Source organism: Paenibacillus radicis (ex Xue et al. 2023) (genome assembly GCF_024722015.1).
Classification (GTDB): Bacteria; Bacillota; Bacilli; order Paenibacillales; family NBRC-103111; genus Paenibacillus_S.
Map to the genome: position 1 here is coordinate 1 of NZ_JANQBD010000021.1, position 16,479 is coordinate 16,479.

18 protein-coding genes are annotated in these 16,479 nt (G+C 43.8%); 10 read left to right on the plus strand and 8 right to left on the minus strand.

Annotated elements, in window-relative coordinates; translation table 11 throughout:
- Nucleotides 1-453: 453 nt before the first annotated feature.
- The 3 genes from mtnA to NV381_RS25685 form a co-directional block, all read right to left on the minus strand.
- The gene (mtnA, locus tag NV381_RS25675) at nt 454-1,536 is read right to left on the minus strand and encodes an S-methyl-5-thioribose-1-phosphate isomerase (protein ID WP_258216154.1); all 1,083 of its coding nucleotides are present in this window, start codon (nt 1,534-1,536) and stop codon (nt 454-456) included.
- 50 nt (nt 1,537-1,586) lie between these two features.
- Nucleotides 1,587-2,792 carry an S-methyl-5-thioribose kinase gene (gene mtnK, locus NV381_RS25680; protein WP_258216155.1) on the minus strand — a complete coding sequence of 402 codons (1,206 nt, stop codon included), beginning with the start codon at nt 2,790-2,792 and terminating at the stop codon, nt 1,587-1,589.
- A gap of 91 nt (nt 2,793-2,883) precedes the next feature.
- Nucleotides 2,884-3,042 carry a hypothetical protein gene (locus NV381_RS25685; RefSeq protein WP_258216156.1) on the minus strand — a complete coding sequence of 53 codons (159 nt, stop codon included), beginning with the start codon at nt 3,040-3,042 and terminating at the stop codon, nt 2,884-2,886.
- Nucleotides 3,043-3,179: 137 nt separating this feature from the next.
- Here NV381_RS25685 and NV381_RS25690 point away from each other — a divergent pair, with 137 nt between their 5' ends.
- Nucleotides 3,180-3,353, plus strand: coding sequence for a hypothetical protein (locus tag NV381_RS25690; protein ID WP_258216157.1), 174 nt, complete (start codon nt 3,180-3,182; stop codon nt 3,351-3,353).
- 370 nt (nt 3,354-3,723) lie between these two features.
- Here NV381_RS25690 and NV381_RS25695 read toward each other — a convergent pair whose 3' ends face one another.
- Nucleotides 3,724-3,903 carry an asparagine synthase gene (locus tag NV381_RS25695; protein ID WP_258216158.1) on the minus strand — a complete coding sequence of 60 codons (180 nt, stop codon included), beginning with the start codon at nt 3,901-3,903 and terminating at the stop codon, nt 3,724-3,726.
- Between the two features lie 176 nt (nt 3,904-4,079).
- Between NV381_RS25695 and NV381_RS25700 the strand changes: the two genes are divergently transcribed.
- The 7 genes from NV381_RS25700 to NV381_RS25730 all read left to right on the plus strand — a co-directional run bounded on the left by NV381_RS25700 (nt 4,080) and on the right by NV381_RS25730 (nt 10,626).
- Complete coding sequence (locus NV381_RS25700) at nt 4,080-4,664, plus strand: DUF1802 family protein (protein ID WP_419182299.1); 585 nt, start codon at nt 4,080-4,082, stop codon at nt 4,662-4,664.
- A 173-nt stretch (nt 4,665-4,837) separates the two neighbouring features.
- Nucleotides 4,838-5,668 (plus strand): Fe-S cluster assembly ATPase SufC, encoded by an 831-nt coding sequence (gene sufC, locus NV381_RS25705; protein ID WP_171650466.1) that lies wholly within the window; start codon nt 4,838-4,840, stop codon nt 5,666-5,668.
- Between the two features lie 28 nt (nt 5,669-5,696).
- A complete protein-coding gene (sufD, locus tag NV381_RS25710) occupies nt 5,697-7,010 on the plus strand; it encodes a Fe-S cluster assembly protein SufD (protein ID WP_258216160.1) in 1,314 nt (437 codons plus the stop codon).
- A complete protein-coding gene (locus NV381_RS25715) occupies nt 7,007-8,233 on the plus strand; it encodes a cysteine desulfurase (protein ID WP_258216161.1) in 1,227 nt (408 codons plus the stop codon). The genes sufD and NV381_RS25715 overlap by 4 nt, the downstream gene beginning before the upstream one ends.
- Nucleotides 8,220-8,642, plus strand: coding sequence for a Fe-S cluster assembly sulfur transfer protein SufU (sufU, locus tag NV381_RS25720; RefSeq protein WP_308862276.1), 423 nt, complete (start codon nt 8,220-8,222; stop codon nt 8,640-8,642). The genes NV381_RS25715 and sufU overlap by 14 nt, the downstream gene beginning before the upstream one ends.
- A 74-nt stretch (nt 8,643-8,716) precedes the next feature.
- Nucleotides 8,717-10,114 carry a Fe-S cluster assembly protein SufB gene (gene sufB, locus NV381_RS25725; protein WP_258216162.1) on the plus strand — a complete coding sequence of 466 codons (1,398 nt, stop codon included), beginning with the start codon at nt 8,717-8,719 and terminating at the stop codon, nt 10,112-10,114.
- Between the two features lie 284 nt (nt 10,115-10,398).
- Entirely contained in the window at nt 10,399-10,626 is a 228-nt protein-coding gene (locus tag NV381_RS25730; protein ID WP_258216163.1) for a spore germination protein, read from the plus strand.
- A gap of 179 nt (nt 10,627-10,805) precedes the next feature.
- On the opposite strand, the gene NV381_RS25735 is transcribed toward NV381_RS25730, so the two are convergent.
- Nucleotides 10,806-11,306, minus strand: a complete 501-nt coding sequence (locus NV381_RS25735) for a stress protein (protein WP_258216164.1) — start codon at nt 11,304-11,306, stop codon at nt 10,806-10,808.
- Between the two features lie 219 nt (nt 11,307-11,525).
- Between NV381_RS25735 and NV381_RS25740 the strand changes: the two genes are divergently transcribed.
- The gene (locus NV381_RS25740) at nt 11,526-12,665 is read left to right on the plus strand and encodes an NlpC/P60 family protein (protein ID WP_308862281.1); all 1,140 of its coding nucleotides are present in this window, start codon (nt 11,526-11,528) and stop codon (nt 12,663-12,665) included.
- A gap of 155 nt (nt 12,666-12,820) precedes the next feature.
- Here NV381_RS25740 and NV381_RS25745 read toward each other — a convergent pair whose 3' ends face one another.
- The 3 genes from NV381_RS25745 to NV381_RS25755 form a co-directional block, all read right to left on the minus strand.
- On the minus strand, nt 12,821-13,888 hold the full coding sequence (locus tag NV381_RS25745) for an HD-GYP domain-containing protein (protein WP_419182300.1): 1,068 nt from the start codon (nt 13,886-13,888) through the stop codon (nt 12,821-12,823).
- A gap of 133 nt (nt 13,889-14,021) precedes the next feature.
- Nucleotides 14,022-15,101, minus strand: coding sequence for a ThiF family adenylyltransferase (locus NV381_RS25750; RefSeq protein ID WP_258216166.1), 1,080 nt, complete (start codon nt 15,099-15,101; stop codon nt 14,022-14,024).
- A gap of 54 nt (nt 15,102-15,155) precedes the next feature.
- On the minus strand, nt 15,156-15,845 hold the full coding sequence (locus NV381_RS25755; RefSeq protein ID WP_258216167.1) for a molybdenum cofactor biosynthesis protein: 690 nt from the start codon (nt 15,843-15,845) through the stop codon (nt 15,156-15,158).
- 158 nt (nt 15,846-16,003) lie between these two features.
- Between NV381_RS25755 and NV381_RS25760 the strand changes: the two genes are divergently transcribed.
- Nucleotides 16,004-16,459 carry a molybdopterin-dependent oxidoreductase gene (locus NV381_RS25760; RefSeq protein ID WP_258216168.1) on the plus strand — a complete coding sequence of 152 codons (456 nt, stop codon included), beginning with the start codon at nt 16,004-16,006 and terminating at the stop codon, nt 16,457-16,459.
- Nucleotides 16,460-16,479: the final 20 nt, after the last annotated feature.

Here is a 16,479-nt window from a genome sequence, read left to right on the forward strand (position 1 = left end):
TTGTTTCGTGTATAGTTGCCATGAGTAGGGTTCCTTTCTTGGTGACTTCACTAATCCCGAGAATACCCTACTTTTTTGTTGCCTGACTAGGCTCCAAATTGTGGTACACAAACAATTTTACACCGTCCATTTAGGGAATAAAGTCCTAAATTAGCGCCAGAAATTTCAGCTAGATACCTTCTAGAAGAAAAATGAGGGTAATTAGCAGGAGGATTTCCAGTTGTTTTTCTTTTGCAAATCCCGAGAACACTTTGTGGGGCTTCATTGTGATCGGTATGGCCTGAATAGCCTGAATACATCGTCAAAAACATAAATATAGAGTAGAGCCCTATTTAAAAGTGAAAAACTAGTTAGCTACTATTGGGAATCTGTCTAGTTTTACTATAATAGGGCTGTTAGCAGTCTTCAGCAATATGAAAATGACCACTCAGGAGGAGTGGTCGCTTTGAAAAGTTATGCTTCAGCAAATAGCTTTTTTAAATTTTCATTGTAAGGAGCTCGGATAACACCTTTTTCTGTAATGATAGCCGTAACATATTCGTTAGGCGTCACATCAAAGGCGGGATTGTAAACTTTGATTCCTTGTGGAGCTGTACGTTTACCGAAACCCTGTGTAATTTCATCTTCGTGACGTTCTTCAATTGGAATATCATCACCGTTAGGAGTATTCAGATCGATAGTGGACATCGGGCATGCTACATAAAAAGGAATGCCATGCGCTTTCGCCAGCACCGCGACGCTGTAGGTGCCGATTTTGTTGGCGACGTCACCGTTGGCCGCTACGCGGTCAGTACCGACGATCACCGCCTGCACCCAGCCCTTGTGCATGATGGCGCCGGCCATGTTGTCGCAGATGAGCGTCACGTCGACGCCGGCCTGCTGTAGCTCGAACGCCGTCAGGCGTGCGCCTTGCAGCACGGGCCGCGTCTCGTCGGCATACACCTTGAGGTGTATGCCGCGCTCCTGCGCCAGGTACATCGGCGCGAGCGCCGTGCCGTAGCGGGCTGTGGCCAGGCCGCCCGCATTGCAGTGCGTGAGGACGCCCATGCCGTCCTCGAACAGCGCCAGCGCGTGCTCGCCTATGAGGCGGCACGTCTCCTCATCCTCGCTCTGGATGAGCTTCGCTTCATCCAGCAGCGCCTGCTTCATCGCCTCCGGCTCGCCGCCGGCGGAAGCAAGAGCTTCCGCACGCTGTCTCATCCGATCCAGCGCCCAGAACAAGTTCACCGCCGTCGGACGCGACGTCGCCAAATAATCGCATTGCTTGACGGTTTCGTCAAGCAGCTGCTCACGGCTGCCGCTTGTGCTGCGTACGCCGAGGTAAACCCCGAACGCCGCGGCGATGCCGATCGCAGGCGCTCCACGAACCGCAAGCTGCTTGATTGCATCCCATACCTGCTCTGACGTAGTCAGCTCCAGGTATACGATCTCATCGGGCAGCAAGCGCTGATCCAGCAGATCAAGCTGATTATCTGCTGAATTCCAACGGACTGATTGAAGCCAGTCCGCCGTTGATTGTTTATCCAATGTTCCCATAATAAAATATCTCCTTTATTCTTCCAGCGTGTAGGCTCATGATCCTCTAACTATTCAACAGCCTTAACTGCAATTTCTAACAATTCATCAATCGATTGAGCCTGGCGGTTGTGTTTGATGAGTGCAGTCCCAATCCGCAAAGCGATGCGTTGGGCACGTTCCTTAGCTGCTTCATCTTCCAGCTTGTTAATGTCGGCAACCTGTGCCAAGCCATGTACGCGGCGAACGATCTTGCTGCCGGTATAACCGATAGTGTCACGCAGCACCTGCTGCAAGTACCAGTCCTGATAGCCCTCTGTCTTGGACAGCCGATCTTCCCCGTACAAGCTCCACAACGAACGGAACTCCCCTTGGAATAATGTCCACACATCCTTGATTGTGCCAAGCAAATAGCCGCGGTAATCCGCACGCGACTCTGCATCCTTGCTCCAGCCTTCCTGAGCGGCGTAGTTCAATAGCAGATTCGCGAACACAGCGCCGATGTCGAAGCCCATTGGACCATAATAAGCGAATTCCGGATCGATAACTTTAGTCGAGTCTTGCGTAATAAAAATACTGCCGGTGTGCAGATCGCCATGAAGCAGTGACTGAGCATGTGTCAGAAAGCTGTTTCTTAATATAGCAACTTCCAAATGAAGCTCTTTATCCTGCCAGAGTGCTTCTATGGCATCTTGAATAGCGGGAGGTACATTATTGGTTTCTGCATTATAATAAGGATCGTCAAAAATTAAATCCTCAGTAATCTTGCATAGCTCAGGGTTGATGAACTGCTTAACGCGTTCTTTTTTCTCCTGTTGATTCATGCCAAGGTCAGATGTGTAAAATAAGGTGTGTGCCAAAAAACGTGCAATATGCTGAGCGAATAATGGATATCGATTTCCTTCAATAAGTCCTCTACGCATAATAACATGATCGCTTAGGTCTTGCATAACGGTTAATGCGAGATCTTTTTCATATACAAAGACATGTGGAACCAGATCAGGGCACAGCGATTCTTGAATGATCAACGCCTCGCTTTCAATCCTTGCACGATCCAGAGTGAGTGGCCATGATTCGCCAACGACTTTTGCATAGGGAAGCGCTTGTTTCAAAATAATGCTTCTACCGGTAGAAGGTTCAGAAATATGAAATACTAGATTTAAATTGCCATCGCCGATTTCACGGCTTGCCAGCTCGCTGTTCGGTGCAAAAAGATTCGGAATCGTGCGGGCATATTCAACCGCTTCAGCTTCAGTAAATGCGTGGTATGTAGTCATTAAAATAATTCCCCCTTAAAGTTTGCTTCAGCAAAAACCGGCTTCTTTAGCTTTTACCGTCATATCGAAGAAAAACTATTCAAGCACAGGTTTAGTCCGTAAACATATCGCTATCTAGTATATCAAAATGTTCGTCATCTTGGAAGGTATCCCTAGTAATCAGCCCTGATTTATGAGGTTGTTTCTGCTGCCAGCTTCTTGCCTTATTTATAGTGAAAATACGGATATTTACAAAAAAAACACGTGCCATTAACATCCTCTTAACGCTTATTTTTTAAAATAATAATTAAGGTTGCATGATATGAGCTTATAGATAGTTATTTTGAGAGGATCAAGTTGAGGGTTACATAAAATATAGTCGATAGCATATCAGGAGGTTTTCTTACTATGAAGGTAATCGTGAGATTATTGTTTGCTGCCGTTGCTCTTGGAGTTGTACTGACACTTGGACTGACTTCTCAGGATAACCAGACCGTGGCAGGCACGAATCCAATGAAGGTAAACCAACAGCAGTATGATCGTATTCATGAGCCCGCTATGTTTGCAAATGTAAATAAATGATCTGACGTATACTTTGGATTAGATATTGGAAAGTAAAACGTCAAGTTTGAATATATTTTTATTAAGTGAGGGTACCGGTGGGTGCTCTTTTTTAACTTGTAAAAACCATCACTGCTGATGAGCACGGCCATCATGAGGCTTTTTGTAAGTTTTCTGGTATAATAAGGATAGCGCTGCTGGGAGATAAGAATCTCTAACGAGCCTTTTGAGGATGAGTGACCGGATTCATTTGCTGGTTTTCTTGCAGTATCAGACTTGTTTAGCTCTGCTGAAAGCTTGTACGTCTCATATTATTAAAAGAAGACGGGCTTTCGCCCGCCATTCTGTGACCTTTACAATAGAATTAATGATTCCAGTACTTCAGCAAAATCTATTCGAAATATTTGTTTTTGATGCTGCGGTGCTCAACCAAGTCAATAGCGCCCAGTACAACATGAGCAAGTCCGAATCCTGCGACCGCGGCTGCAGCCATCGGATATTTGTTACGTAATGCCACACCTGAAGCTGTAACTGCTGTTCCTAAAACGGTTGGAATAAGTCCTTCACGCATCGTTTTTCCTCCTTCAGAGATTTAATAAATGCGATTATAGGTTGGGGTTTTATGATCTGTTTTATGCTTGTTAAAGGTTGGATTGTTTTGGAGCGCAAACTTATTTATAATATCATAGGAATTAATGTTTGAATCCGGATTCATGGCTCATAATTACTAAGGAAAGGATAGTGAAAATGCTAAGTGAAAATACAATGAGACCTGTTGCCTTGAAAGAGTGGGCGGTTGCCATAGAAGCTCTTCGAAGCGGTCAACAAATACTCATTATGCGCAAGGGTGGTATCCGTGAAGAAACAAGGGATTTTCAGATAGAAAGCGATAGCTTTTATTTGTTTCCAACCTATGAGCACCAGAAAAAGCAATGGATCAAGCCGGAGTATCAGCACCAGCTGGATAAAACTTTGGAAGGTTGGAGCATAGAGGATACGAATGTGTCCATCCAATGTTATGCCGAGCTTGTCGAGGATATTCTAGTAGAAGATCAAGAGCAATTGTCTAGACTGGGTGGTCTTCATATATGGACGGACACTTTTGCAGAAGAAAGGCTTAAGTGGAAGCGAACTCAACCTTTGCATGTGATGTTGCTTCGGGTGTATGAGCTCACAGCTCCGGCTCAATTACCGATATTGCCTTTGTATAATGGATGCAAATCTTGGATACAACTGGAAAGTGATACATTGAGTGGGATGGAACGCAAACCAGTCCTTGACGATGCAGCTTTTCAAAAAGCTATTGAGGAAATAAAAGAGGCGCTGAGCTGATAGGCTATCATGTAATTGAAAACTCTCTGAAAACAGACAATTTTAGGCTTTATTGATTTGACTTGGTAAGATATAATATATTAGTATTGAGAATCATTGATAATCAGTTTAGAATGATTATTATCTAATAATCAGTACTCTAAAGAGAACTACAAATTATGGAGGCAGAAAACATGGCAAATGCACCGGAATTTATTATAGACGGTTTAAAAGCGACAATTGAAGGTAAAGAAATTTTGAAAGGCTTGAGCTTGAAAATTAAAGGTGGAGAAATACATGCCATCATGGGGCCGAATGGTACAGGGAAAAGTACATTGGCTTCCACTATCATGGGGCATCCTAAATATGAAGTAACTGAAGGATCCATTTCTTTGAATGGTGAAGACGTATTGGAAATGGCAGTTGATGAAAGAGCGAGAGCAGGATTGTTCTTAGCTATGCAATACCCTAGTGAAATTACTGGCGTAACGAATGCCGATTTCTTGCGCAGTGCGATTAATGCACGCCGCGGCGAAGGCAACGAGATCTCATTGATCAAGTTCATCCGCCTGATGGAAGCAAAGATGAAAGAGCTCGAGATGAATCCCGAATTTATGCACCGTTACTTAAATGAAGGTTTCTCCGGCGGCGAGAAAAAGCGTAATGAGATTTTACAAATGCTGCTGCTTGAGCCTAGCCTTGTTATTTTGGATGAGATTGATTCCGGTCTTGATATTGATGCCCTGCGTATCGTAGCTACAGGTGTTAACGCTATGCGCTCCGAAGAACGCGGCTTCTTGATTATTACTCACTATCAGCGTTTGCTTAACTATATTAAACCGGACTTTGTACATGTAATGATGCAGGGCCGTATTGTTAAATCTGGTGGTCCTGAGTTGTCAGAGCGTCTTGAGAATGAAGGCTATGACTGGATTAAAGAGGAACTCGGAATTGTTGACGAGACTGTTGGCGGACAAGATGAAGAGTTCAAAGTACCAATGAACACGACAGCACCAAGATACTAATGACAACCGAACTGGAGGAATATTTGAAATGAGTGCAAACACAATTCTTCCCATCGATCGTCAAACCATCGTGGAGCTGTCGAAATCTAGACGTGAGCCTGAATGGATGACCAATCTGCGCGCTGAAGCGTTAGAGTTGGCTGGATCGTTGGAATTACCTAAGCTGGAAAAAACAAGAATAGACCGTTGGAATCTTAATTCCTTCGGATCATATAAAGCGGAAGCTGCATTGACCTCTCTTGAGGAGCTGCCGGAATCTGCCAAAGCTTTATTGCAGGATGAAGGTCAAGGCCAAGCGGAAAATTTGTTGGTTCAAAAAAATTGCAGCGTTGTGTACCACAGCGCATCGGAAGAGCTTGCAAAGCAGGGCGTTATTTTTACAAGCCTGGAGGATGCTTTGGTTAATCATGCTGATCTTGTGAAAAGCTATTTCATGAGCGTTGTCAGCAAGGATGAGAATCAATTAACTGCCCTTCATACCGCGCTTTGGAGCGGTGGGGTGTTCCTATATGTTCCTAAGAACGTTCAAGTAAATGTGCCTATTCAAGCATTGTTTTTGACAGATGACGCAGAAGCAAGCTTCTCGCCGCATATACTAATCGTAGCTGAGCAGCATTCTTCGGTAACGTATGTAGATAATTTTGCTTCCGTAGGCGAATTGAACAATTTAGTTCAGAACGGAATCGTGGAAATCATTGTAAAAGCTGGAGCAACAGTTAATTTTGCTTCTGTTCATAATCTCAATGCTTCTGTCGTTGACCTGAGCTATCGCCGTGCGATCGTGGAGAATGATGCAAATGTGCATTGGGTTATCGGTGAGATGAATTACGGAAACGTGATGTCGGACACTACCTCCGTATTGAAGGGTAACGGTTCGAATTCCGATGCCAAAATTATATGTGTAGGTACAGGCGAGCAGAAGCTGAATGTTACAACACGGGCGATTCACTTCGGAAAAGCTTCGACAAGTGGAATGATCACTCGCGCTGTTATGCGCGATGAGTCTACTGCGATTATCAACGGGATCACCAAGATTGAAAAAGGCGCTACAGGTGCGAATGGAGAGCAGACAGAAAAGGTTCTTATGCTCAGTCCGAAAGCTCGTGGTGATGCCAATCCAATCCTGCTGATCGACGAGGATGATGTTAAGGCTGGACATGCTGCAAGTGTAGGCCAAGTGAATCCCGATCAAATTCATTATCTGATGTCTCGCGGTATCACTAAAGAAGAAGCGCAACGGTTGGTTATCTACGGATTCTTGGCTCCTGTAGTTTCTGAAATTCCAATGGAGAAGGTTAAATCCCAACTGCAAAGCTTTGTAGAAAGGAAGCTCGGACAATGAATTCAAAAGAGATCCGCCAATTGTTCCCTATTCTTCATCAGGAAGTAAATGGACATCCATTAGTTTATTTGGACTCGGCGGCAACCTCTCAAAAGCCGGTGTCCGTAATCGAAGCCATTAAGCACTATTATGAATGGGATAATGCTAATGTTCACCGCGGTGTTCATACGCTGGGTTCCAGGGCTACCGACGCCTATGAAGGCGCTCGGGAGAAAGTCGCTAAATTCATTAATGCCAAATCGACAGAAGAAATCATTTTTACCCGCGGCACAACAACGGCCCTTAATTTGGTTGCTACTGGTTATGCTCGCTCCGTATGTAACGAAGGCGATGAAATCGTTATTACTCCTATGGAGCATCACAGTAATCTCATTCCATGGCAGCAGGCGGCTAAGGCTACCGGCGCTGTCTTGAAATATATTCCACTTCAGGAGGATGGATCCATACGTCTGGAGGATGTGGAGCAAACTATTACTGAACGGACCAAAATTGTTTCCGTAACTTATGTTTCCAATGTACTTGGCGTAGTTAATCCTGTGAAGGAAATTGCAGCCATTGCACATCGCAAGGGTGCTAAGATGGTCGTTGACGGTGCGCAAAGCACTCCTCATCTTAAGGTCGATGTACAAAATCTAGATTGCGATTTTTATGCTCTTTCCGGCCACAAAATGTGCGGTCCGACGGGGATCGGAGCGTTATACGGCAAGAAGGCTCTATTGCAGGAGATGGAGCCTATCGAATACGGCGGAGAAATGATTGACCATGTAGATTTGTATGAATCCACATGGAAGGAATTGCCGTGGAAATTCGAAGGCGGCACGCCTATGATTGCTGGAGCGGTTGGATTGGGAGCAGCAATTGATTTTCTCGAAAGTGTTGGTCTGCACGAAATCGACCGTCATGAGAAGCAGCTAACTGCCTATGCAATGGATCGTATGTCTACGATTGACGATTTGAAGATTTATGGACCACGGAATGATCGGGCTGGACTTATTACATTTAATCTTGGAGAAGTGCATCCTCATGATGTGGCTACCGTATTGGATGCGGATGGAATCGCTATACGTGCAGGGCATCATTGCTGCCAGCCGCTTATGCGTTGGCTGAAAGCATCCTCAACTGCAAGGGCAAGCTTTTATCTGTATAATACAGAAGAGGATGTTGATCGGTTGGTAGCTTCACTAATAAAAACAAAGGAGTATTTCGGCCATGCAATTGGATGATTTATACCGTCGCGTCATTATGGATCATTATAAAACGCCCCGAAATCGCGGCACCTTTGAAGATGAAGCCGTTACTATCGATTTAAACAACCCAACCTGCGGCGATAAAATTCAGCTGCAAATGCAGGTTGAAGACGGTAAGGTAAAAGCTGCGAAGTTTGTGGGCGAGGGCTGCTCCATCAGTATGTCGTCTGCTTCCATGATGACGGATGCTGTTAAGGGTAAAACATTAGAAGAAGCACTCGAAATGGCTGAGAAATTCTCAGGCCTTATGAAGGGCGAAGCGGTTGAGTTCGAATATGAAGATATTGAAGCTCTTTCGGGTGTAAACAAGTTTCCGGCACGGATCAAATGTGCAACATTGGCTTGGAATGCATTGCGCAAAGGGATTGAACAAGCAAATAAATAACCCATTTTAAATTGATAAGCTTATGCTTGCGATGTAAGTTTTTTTTCACAAAAAGTTTTAGGAGGTTGGAAACGATGGCTAAGAAAATGCCTGAAATGGAAGCTTACCAATATGGATTTCGTGATGAGCATCAATCGATATTTCAAAGCGGTAAAGGTCTGAACCGTGAGATCATAGAAGAAATTTCAAGAATGAAAGACGAACCGGCATGGATGTTGGATTTCCGTCTGAAATCTTTTGAGCAATTCGAGAAAATGCCTATGCCGCGTTGGGGCGGTAATATGGATGACTTGGATTTCAACGAGATCCAGTACTATGTTAAACCATCCGAAAAGCAAGGGAAAACATGGGAAGAGGTTCCTACCGAGATCAAAGAAACATTTGACAAGCTTGGTATTCCTGAAGCGGAACAAAAGTTTTTGGCTGGTGTATCGGCTCAATATGAGTCTGAGGTTGTTTACCATAGCATGCAAAAAGAGCTTGAGGATCAAGGCGTTATCTTTACTGACACGGATACTGCTCTTAAGGAGTACCCTGAAATTTTTAGAGAACACTTTGGAACTATCATTCCTCCAAGCGACAACAAATTCGCTGCATTGAATAGTGCGGTTTGGTCCGGCGGCAGCTTTATCTACGTTCCAAAAGGTGTAAAGGTAGATATTCCTTTGCAAGCTTACTTCCGGATTAACTCGGAGAATATGGGACAATTCGAGCGGACCTTGATTATTACGGATGAAGATAGCTTCGTCCATTATGTAGAGGGCTGCACAGCGCCGATCTACAGCACAAACTCGTTGCATAGCGCAGTCGTAGAAATTATTTGCAAAAAGAATTCACGTGCTCGTTATACTACGATTCAGAACTGGGCTCCTAACATTTATAACCTGGTTACTAAACGTGCTGTTGCTGAAGAAAATGCAACTATGGAATGGGTCGATGGTAACATCGGTTCCAAGCTGACCATGAAATACCCGGCAGTTGTATTGAAAGGCCGCGGCGCTAAAGGTATGGTATTATCCATCGCTGTTGCAGGCCGCGGACAGCATCAGGATGCAGGCGCTAAAATGACACATTTGGCTCCTGATACTACGTCCACTATCGTCTCGAAGTCGATCAGCAAGCATGGCGGTAAAGTAACATACCGCGGTTTGGCATCGTTTGGACGTAATTCCCAAGGATCCAAAGCTAATATCAAATGCGATACTTTGATCATGGATAAAGAGTCCACTTCAGATACAATTCCTTACAATGAAATTATGAACGACAACATTACGCTGGAGCATGAAGCTACTGTATCCAAGGTGTCTGAGGATCAATTGTTCTACCTCATGAGCCGCGGTTTAACAGAAGCTGAAGCAACACAAATGATCGTTATGGGCTTCATCGAGCCGTTCACGAAGGAACTGCCAATGGAATACGCAGTAGAAATGAACCGATTGATCAAGTTCGAAATGGAAGGCAGTATCGGCTAATACCCCGAAACCCTTGCTGTTACAAGGATTTCGGTTTACCGTACAATGGCTGAAATCGTTTGTGCCGATTTTGTGCCGAATCCAGATTTATCTTTGAGTGTAGGAGGCGAACTTTTTAAGTTCGTCTTCTTCAATTTTTTCAGTGATTGACTTTTAACAAATGGTTAGCAAACACTCTTAGGGACGCCTCCTGTCTGCCAAGGAAACAAGTCATTTTATTGGGTCACACTTGGGCAATAATCTACATATATATGACTATTGCTATTTGGAAGGAGTTGCGCCGATTGCCTTCATTTATCGGGAGTTTTAAAATCAATAGCGTTGGTCCGAGTTCCAATGTAAATAATGGAGATACTGCTTTTATCATCTTATCCAGCAGTGCCAAGGTAAATGCGGGTTCGGCCTCATTTTCGCCGGGAGATACCTTCTTTAGCCCAACATTTCATACGAACGAAAGTACGGATACAAACGAACCGTCTCTTGTCAATGGCGCTATTGGTAGAATTGTCTGATTTTGTACCCATTGACTTCGAAAAAGGTCCTGTTTGCGAAGGAATCGCATCAGGGCCTTTCTCGTTATTTCTTACCCTATATCGACTTTGTCCGGTTTATACTTTGCATATAACAGCAAGTTAAACTTTAATAAATAAAGCAGAGCCCTCGATCCGAAGGAAAGAGGGCTCTGCTTTATTTATTTGATTACTTTATCCATTATTTCTTTATATTTTATAAATTGATCTTCTTTCATCGTTCCATTCATTTGGAGTAAGAACAATCCTTTTGCATAGGTATGGGAAAATGCTATAGCAGAAGCTTTTCCAAGGTCATCGTAGTATTTCTTCATACCTTCTAAATCTGATTTATTATCAAATTGAAGCACACGGCCGCCGCTATCTTTACCTAAGGATGGAACAAAAATGCGCATGCCATTGCCTAATTTTGGAGCCGCACCATAATCCTTTGCCTCCATCTTAGCCGGTGTTTCTGCCTCAACTCCACCATTTTTAAATGCTTGGACAAGACTTTCTAAAGTAACATTTTTAGCAGGCTCTTCTTTTTTTACAGGTGCTGTGGCAGTGGTATTTGGACTAGGTGCTGAGTTTTGAACTGCCGGTTGTGCTGGTGATGAACCACAGCCTGTTGCTATAAGGCTAATTGCAGCAATAGCTGATACTAATAGAAAACTTTTCAATTTAATGTCCCCTTTTGTATAATTTTGTCAGTATCAACTATATCAAAGAATGGCGAAATGTACCATGTAATTATTCCAAAAAATTCCTCAGGTGTAAGTAGTAAGTAATTTGAACTGTCTGTCTTTTATATTTTTCCAATGTTTCTAATGTATAGGGATAACCTTGTTATCTCATCCTAATATCCAAAGATACTATTTATTTGAGGGAGTGGGAGCTACATGATGAGACGTTCTGTTGGACGGAGTATGATTGTTTTCTTATCCTTGGCTGTATTTATGGCAAGCGGTGGTTGTAGCAGTAACTCAACGCAGAAGCAATCTCAGCCGCCTTCCAATACGGGTACAAGCAGCGGAAGTTCAGCCCAAAGTACTGGAGATACGAATGGTATTTCAATACTTAATACAAACCAAGGAGCATCAACTGCGAAAGAAGGAGTAATAAACATCGTCAGCTTCGATGGAAAATTTTATGTTTCGGGAAACGATCTGGCTCGTGTGTTGAACTTTAAGACGAGATGGGAAGCAGCGAATAACACTTATCAAATGGGAGATTATGACGCCACTTATGAATGGAAGGTAGGGGGTCTAGAGGTTCTGAAAGGAGATGAACCCGTCAAGCTTACGGATCCGCCAATTTCAAGAAATTCATTAGTGTATATTCCTGTTTCTGCTGTAGGACTTCTTCAGGATGATATGAATTATAGCGTTACTGAGAAGGAGCTTGTTATTTTCCCCTCTGCTGATATGGTGACAGATCCGATTGATGGTCCGGATGCGCCTAATATGGGAAGTGACCTGGATTTCGCAGATGATCCCAATGATCCGTTTAAGGGCACAGAGACATGGAAGGATTTGGGGGAAGTTTTAACAGGAGAGTATTCAAGCAACGAAAGCTTGATGGCGGCGAGCAGAATTGATATTAAGCCTGGGGAAAATGCAATACCTGTGGCACTTAAGAATATCGATATGAACGCATTGATCCAGAAAGGGAAAGCATATCTTGGAGTCAAATATTTATTCGGGGCAGCTCCTTACCCTACTTCAAGTAAATTTGATTGTTCAACATATTCCCAATATTTATATAAACGCCAAGGCGTTATGCTGAAAAGGACGGCTCGCGCACAATCAACTCAAGGAATAGCGGTTAGCAGATCAAGCTTGAGAAAAGGGGATTTAATGTTTTTCTATGTGCCGGGCCGTTTCCGTACCAATAAGACAGTAGGGCATGTAGGAATTTATATGGGGAATTCCCAAATGATTCACGCATCCCCCGAGCCCAAGGATGGGGTTCAAATTTCTGATATCAATAAAGCATACTGGAAAAAAACATTTTTAAGAGCAAAAAGGATGGCTGATTAGCTGAGTAAGTACATGTTCCGTGATTTAGTGATCGATAAAATCCTTTGTGAAGAAAGCCTAATAAGCTACGAATGGTTCAATGAACAAGCCTGTGATCCCTATAATAATACTAGGGGCTACAGGCTTGTTGAGCTATAACAGGATGAAATTATGATTTAAACATAAATCTCTTGTATTTCCAGTTCAGGCTGCTCGGTCAGATTGATAAAGCGATCATCAACTTGAACCAGCGGTTTAAAGAAATCCGAAGGATGTGTCATAATGACCTGGCCGATTTCACCGGACGAGAGCAGAACCCGTTTACCGATAAAATTAGGAATCATATTTCGGATGAAAACTTGCGCGACCTGCGGATCCAACTGTCCGAAGCTAAGCCGGTGCAATTCTATAAGCACTTGAAGGAGGCTTTGCTTTTTCTGATACACTCTGCTCGATACCATAGCGCTGTAAATATCGGCTACTGCAACTATTTTTGCATACGGATGTATGTCATCACCTTTTAGATTGGAAGGATAGCCAGAACCGTCCAACCGCTCATGATGCTGCAGTGCGGCTAATGCAATAGCTTCTTCCATTTTCGAAGTTTTGATTAGATTATAACCGTATTTCGCATGCTTTTTAACTTCCTCAAATTCTTCATGGGTCAAACGACCCGGTTTGTTAAGAATATCAAGGCTTATATTACTTTTTCCGATATCATGCACATAACCCGCTTTTCCTACAATAAGAGCTTCTTGCTCTGAATAACCCATCCACTTGGCGATATAATAGGAAAGCATGCCAACCTGAACACAGTGCTGATAAGTGTAATCATCCTTCGAATTCATGGTTAATAGCAGAGAGACAACATCATTTTCTTGTTTGAAGTGATCTGTCAGTGGAGTGAAAGCGCTATCAATAAGAGCCTCTTTAATTTGTCCGTGTTGTTCAACTTCATAAAATAACAGCTTTACTGTATCTACTGCATTCTCGAAGGTTGCAATCGGGTCTATTCTTAGCTCATCTATCGAAGTGGTAATAACATTTGATTGCTCCGGTAATCCTCCATCAAAACGCAGCATTATATCTACATAATCAATGTTATGTCGGTGCAGTTTATCAATATCTTCACCATTCAATACAGTATGAGCCGAGACGACAAGCAATCCGTTCCAATTAAACACATCAGATCCGGTACGGTCACCTACATGTAAATCTGTGACAGAAACTTTCAAGCTACTCACCTCGGGCTTTGTATAGGTCTAATGTATGTTATCCATATTGCTATTTATCGTACCAAGAATGTCGAATATTGGCAACATGAAAATAATTTAGATATAAAATTAAACACCGAGGTGAAAGCTAATGATTACAGTATTACATACCGATATAGCGGCTATATATGCTTTTGGCAGTGATAGGGTCATCAGTGCCCTGAACCAATAGACGGCCATCGGGAAATAACACAAGAGTGATAGTATCATTTAGGTGCAATTTCAATAGAAACGGATTTGCTTCAACACGTCCCAAAGGCTCCCATTTTACAGCCCATTCCTGCAAATTGAATACGGCTTTTAGAATAGGTTGGATTTGGACTGAATTACGGCCGCACAGAGTTTGAATCGTCTCTTCTGCAATCTCCTGATCGAGGTAATCGTATTGGTGAAGCGAGCAAGCGGGACAATCCGCTTTCCTAGCTTTGCTGACGTCTACTGCAGAGTGTTGATTGTACCAAAGGTCCCAATGTACCATCTTGCGGTTTAGCTGCTCTTGAGCACCTACAAGCAGTTTAAACGCCTCAGTGGATTGATGAGAAGCAACCGTATGGATAATTGGTCCGATTACACCGGCCGTATCACAGGTTTCGGTTGTTCCTTGCGCAGGTGCCTGACCGAATAAACAGCGCAGACAGGGGGTTACGCCAGGAATGATCGTCAAGGATACTCCACGGGAGCTCACGGCACCGCCATATATCCATGGTATGCCACGCTTGATGCTTACATCATTAATCAGGAAGCGCACACTGAAATTATCTGTGCCATCCAGGATAAGGTCAACATCAGAGAGAAGTTCCTCCGCATTTGTAGCATTTAAGTCACTCACAACGGGCTCAAGATGTACAAGCGAATTAGCTTGCTGCAGGCGAATTGCAGCAGCCAATGCTTTTGGTTTCGATGCGGCGGCATCGGCTTCATCGTAAAGCATTTGACGCTGAAGATTGCTGGTTTCGACAAAATCGCGGTCTATTAGACGGATATATCCGACCCCAGCACGAACGAGATGATTAGCCAGCACAGTGCCAAGTGCACCCATGCCAACAATCACGACACGGGACTTCATTAGCTTGGCCTGTCCTTGCTCGCCTATGGGGGCGAATAGCAGCTGCCGCGAGTAACGATTGGTTGAGGTGGCATTGGAAGTTGCGTTCACCTCATGATTTGGTTCGGATGGATTCATGATGCGATTGTTCCCCTTTATTGTAGTTTCATTCCTATTTTTTAAGTAGAGCGATTATATTAGAGGATTCCACGGCCCTTGTTGATGCCCTTTCCATTCGGAACCGTCCTCCCAAATTTCTTTTTTCCAAATGGGTACAATTTGCTTTAAACGCTCAATCGCATGCCGGCTTGCTTCATAGGCTGCATCTCTATGCGGCGCGGAGACGGCTATTACAACACTGATTTCACCAATATCGACTCGTCCTAACCGATGAGTGATGGCACAGAGAGCCCCCTCCCAACGCTGCTGGATTTCTAGAATGATTTGATTCATTGTTTTGATAGCCATAGGCTCATAGGCCTCGTAATCCAATTGAATGGTACGCTTGCCATGAGTCCACTCGCGGGTAGTCCCGATAAAGGAAAGAGCGGCACCATGATTGGGATGCAGTACTTTATTGCTGACCGATTGTACAGAGATGGCCTCACGAGTCATTTCTGCAAGCTGGGGCTGGCCACCGGAAACAGGCGGAATTATAGCAATTTCATCCGTGGATTGAATGAGGTGATCATCGTCTGCATAGCTCTGGTTGATAGCTACGAAAGAATGCCTGAGTGTCTCAGCTGCTTGCGGATAGCGGGCAATAAGCTGCTCTTTTAAAAGTAAGGATGTCAAAGGCGCCATTTGCTCCCATTCAAGCTCAAGCAGAGGCCCGCCCATTCGTTCGGCCAATCCGGCAAAAACATAAATGTGCAGCTTCATATGTGTTCACTCCAATAGTTCTATATTAACTTTGCTTTTTCAACAAGCTCTGTATAATTCTGATGTATAGCATACCATATTTTGACGGGTTAATGGTATAATAGAGGGATACTTGAAATGGTAAGAGGCGAGTAGTTTGGGATGATGGAGGCATAGGTATGAAAGTCAGTGTATATGATGAATTGTGCGGAAATGCTGAGTTTACTGTAGATGAATTGAAGGCCTTGGCGCCTCTGCATCTATCTTTGGAGGATCGTGTGCAAGGTATTGCAGGCAGGGCATTCGATCTGCCGACCTGGTACGGCGCGTGGCAGCGGCAGCAAGGTGCAGACTCAGACCGGACACCAACCCATATGGAAGTTGAAGCTGTTGATGAGTTCCAAGCGAAGATTCCCTGGGAGCAGCTGAGTCAAGCCGCTTTTTTATATGAACAGAATGGGGAGCCGCTGAAGAAAGGTTTTCCGATTCGCCTGTACGTTCCCGACGGGAGCAGCGAGTGCTTGAATGTTAAAAGTGTGGTGAAGATAAGATTCACCTATCAAGTATCATCTGCTGAGGCTACTTATGGTTTTAAGAACCAGGTTTCAATAGAAGAACTTAAATTCAAAAAATAAGACAGTTACTAAACACATAA

What these genes read in the sequence shown, in the direction of transcription:
- NV381_RS25695 (WP_258216158.1), bottom strand. Translation starts at nt 3,903, where the DNA reads ATGCGTGAAGGACTTATTCCAACCGTTTTAGGAACAGCAGTTACAGCT.
- sufB (WP_258216162.1), top strand. Translation starts at nt 8,717, where the DNA reads ATGGCTAAGAAAATGCCTGAAATGGAAGCTTACCAATATGGATTTCGT.
- NV381_RS25690 (WP_258216157.1), top strand. Translation starts at nt 3,180, where the DNA reads ATGAAGGTAATCGTGAGATTATTGTTTGCTGCCGTTGCTCTTGGAGTT.
- NV381_RS25685 (WP_258216156.1), bottom strand. Translation starts at nt 3,042, where the DNA reads ATGGCACGTGTTTTTTTTGTAAATATCCGTATTTTCACTATAAATAAG.
- sufC (WP_171650466.1), top strand. Translation starts at nt 4,838, where the DNA reads ATGGCAAATGCACCGGAATTTATTATAGACGGTTTAAAAGCGACAATT.
- mtnK (WP_258216155.1), bottom strand. Translation starts at nt 2,792, where the DNA reads ATGACTACATACCACGCATTTACTGAAGCTGAAGCGGTTGAATATGCC.
- NV381_RS25700 (WP_419182299.1), top strand. Translation starts at nt 4,080, where the DNA reads ATGCTAAGTGAAAATACAATGAGACCTGTTGCCTTGAAAGAGTGGGCG.
- NV381_RS25715 (WP_258216161.1), top strand. Translation starts at nt 7,007, where the DNA reads ATGAATTCAAAAGAGATCCGCCAATTGTTCCCTATTCTTCATCAGGAA.
- NV381_RS25755 (WP_258216167.1), bottom strand. Translation starts at nt 15,845, where the DNA reads ATGAAGCTGCACATTTATGTTTTTGCCGGATTGGCCGAACGAATGGGC.
- sufU (WP_308862276.1), top strand. Translation starts at nt 8,220, where the DNA reads ATGCAATTGGATGATTTATACCGTCGCGTCATTATGGATCATTATAAA.
- NV381_RS25750 (WP_258216166.1), bottom strand. Translation starts at nt 15,101, where the DNA reads ATGAATCCATCCGAACCAAATCATGAGGTGAACGCAACTTCCAATGCC.
- NV381_RS25740 (WP_308862281.1), top strand. Translation starts at nt 11,526, where the DNA reads ATGATGAGACGTTCTGTTGGACGGAGTATGATTGTTTTCTTATCCTTG.
- sufD (WP_258216160.1), top strand. Translation starts at nt 5,697, where the DNA reads ATGAGTGCAAACACAATTCTTCCCATCGATCGTCAAACCATCGTGGAG.
- NV381_RS25760 (WP_258216168.1), top strand. Translation starts at nt 16,004, where the DNA reads ATGAAAGTCAGTGTATATGATGAATTGTGCGGAAATGCTGAGTTTACT.
- mtnA (WP_258216154.1), bottom strand. Translation starts at nt 1,536, where the DNA reads ATGGGAACATTGGATAAACAATCAACGGCGGACTGGCTTCAATCAGTC.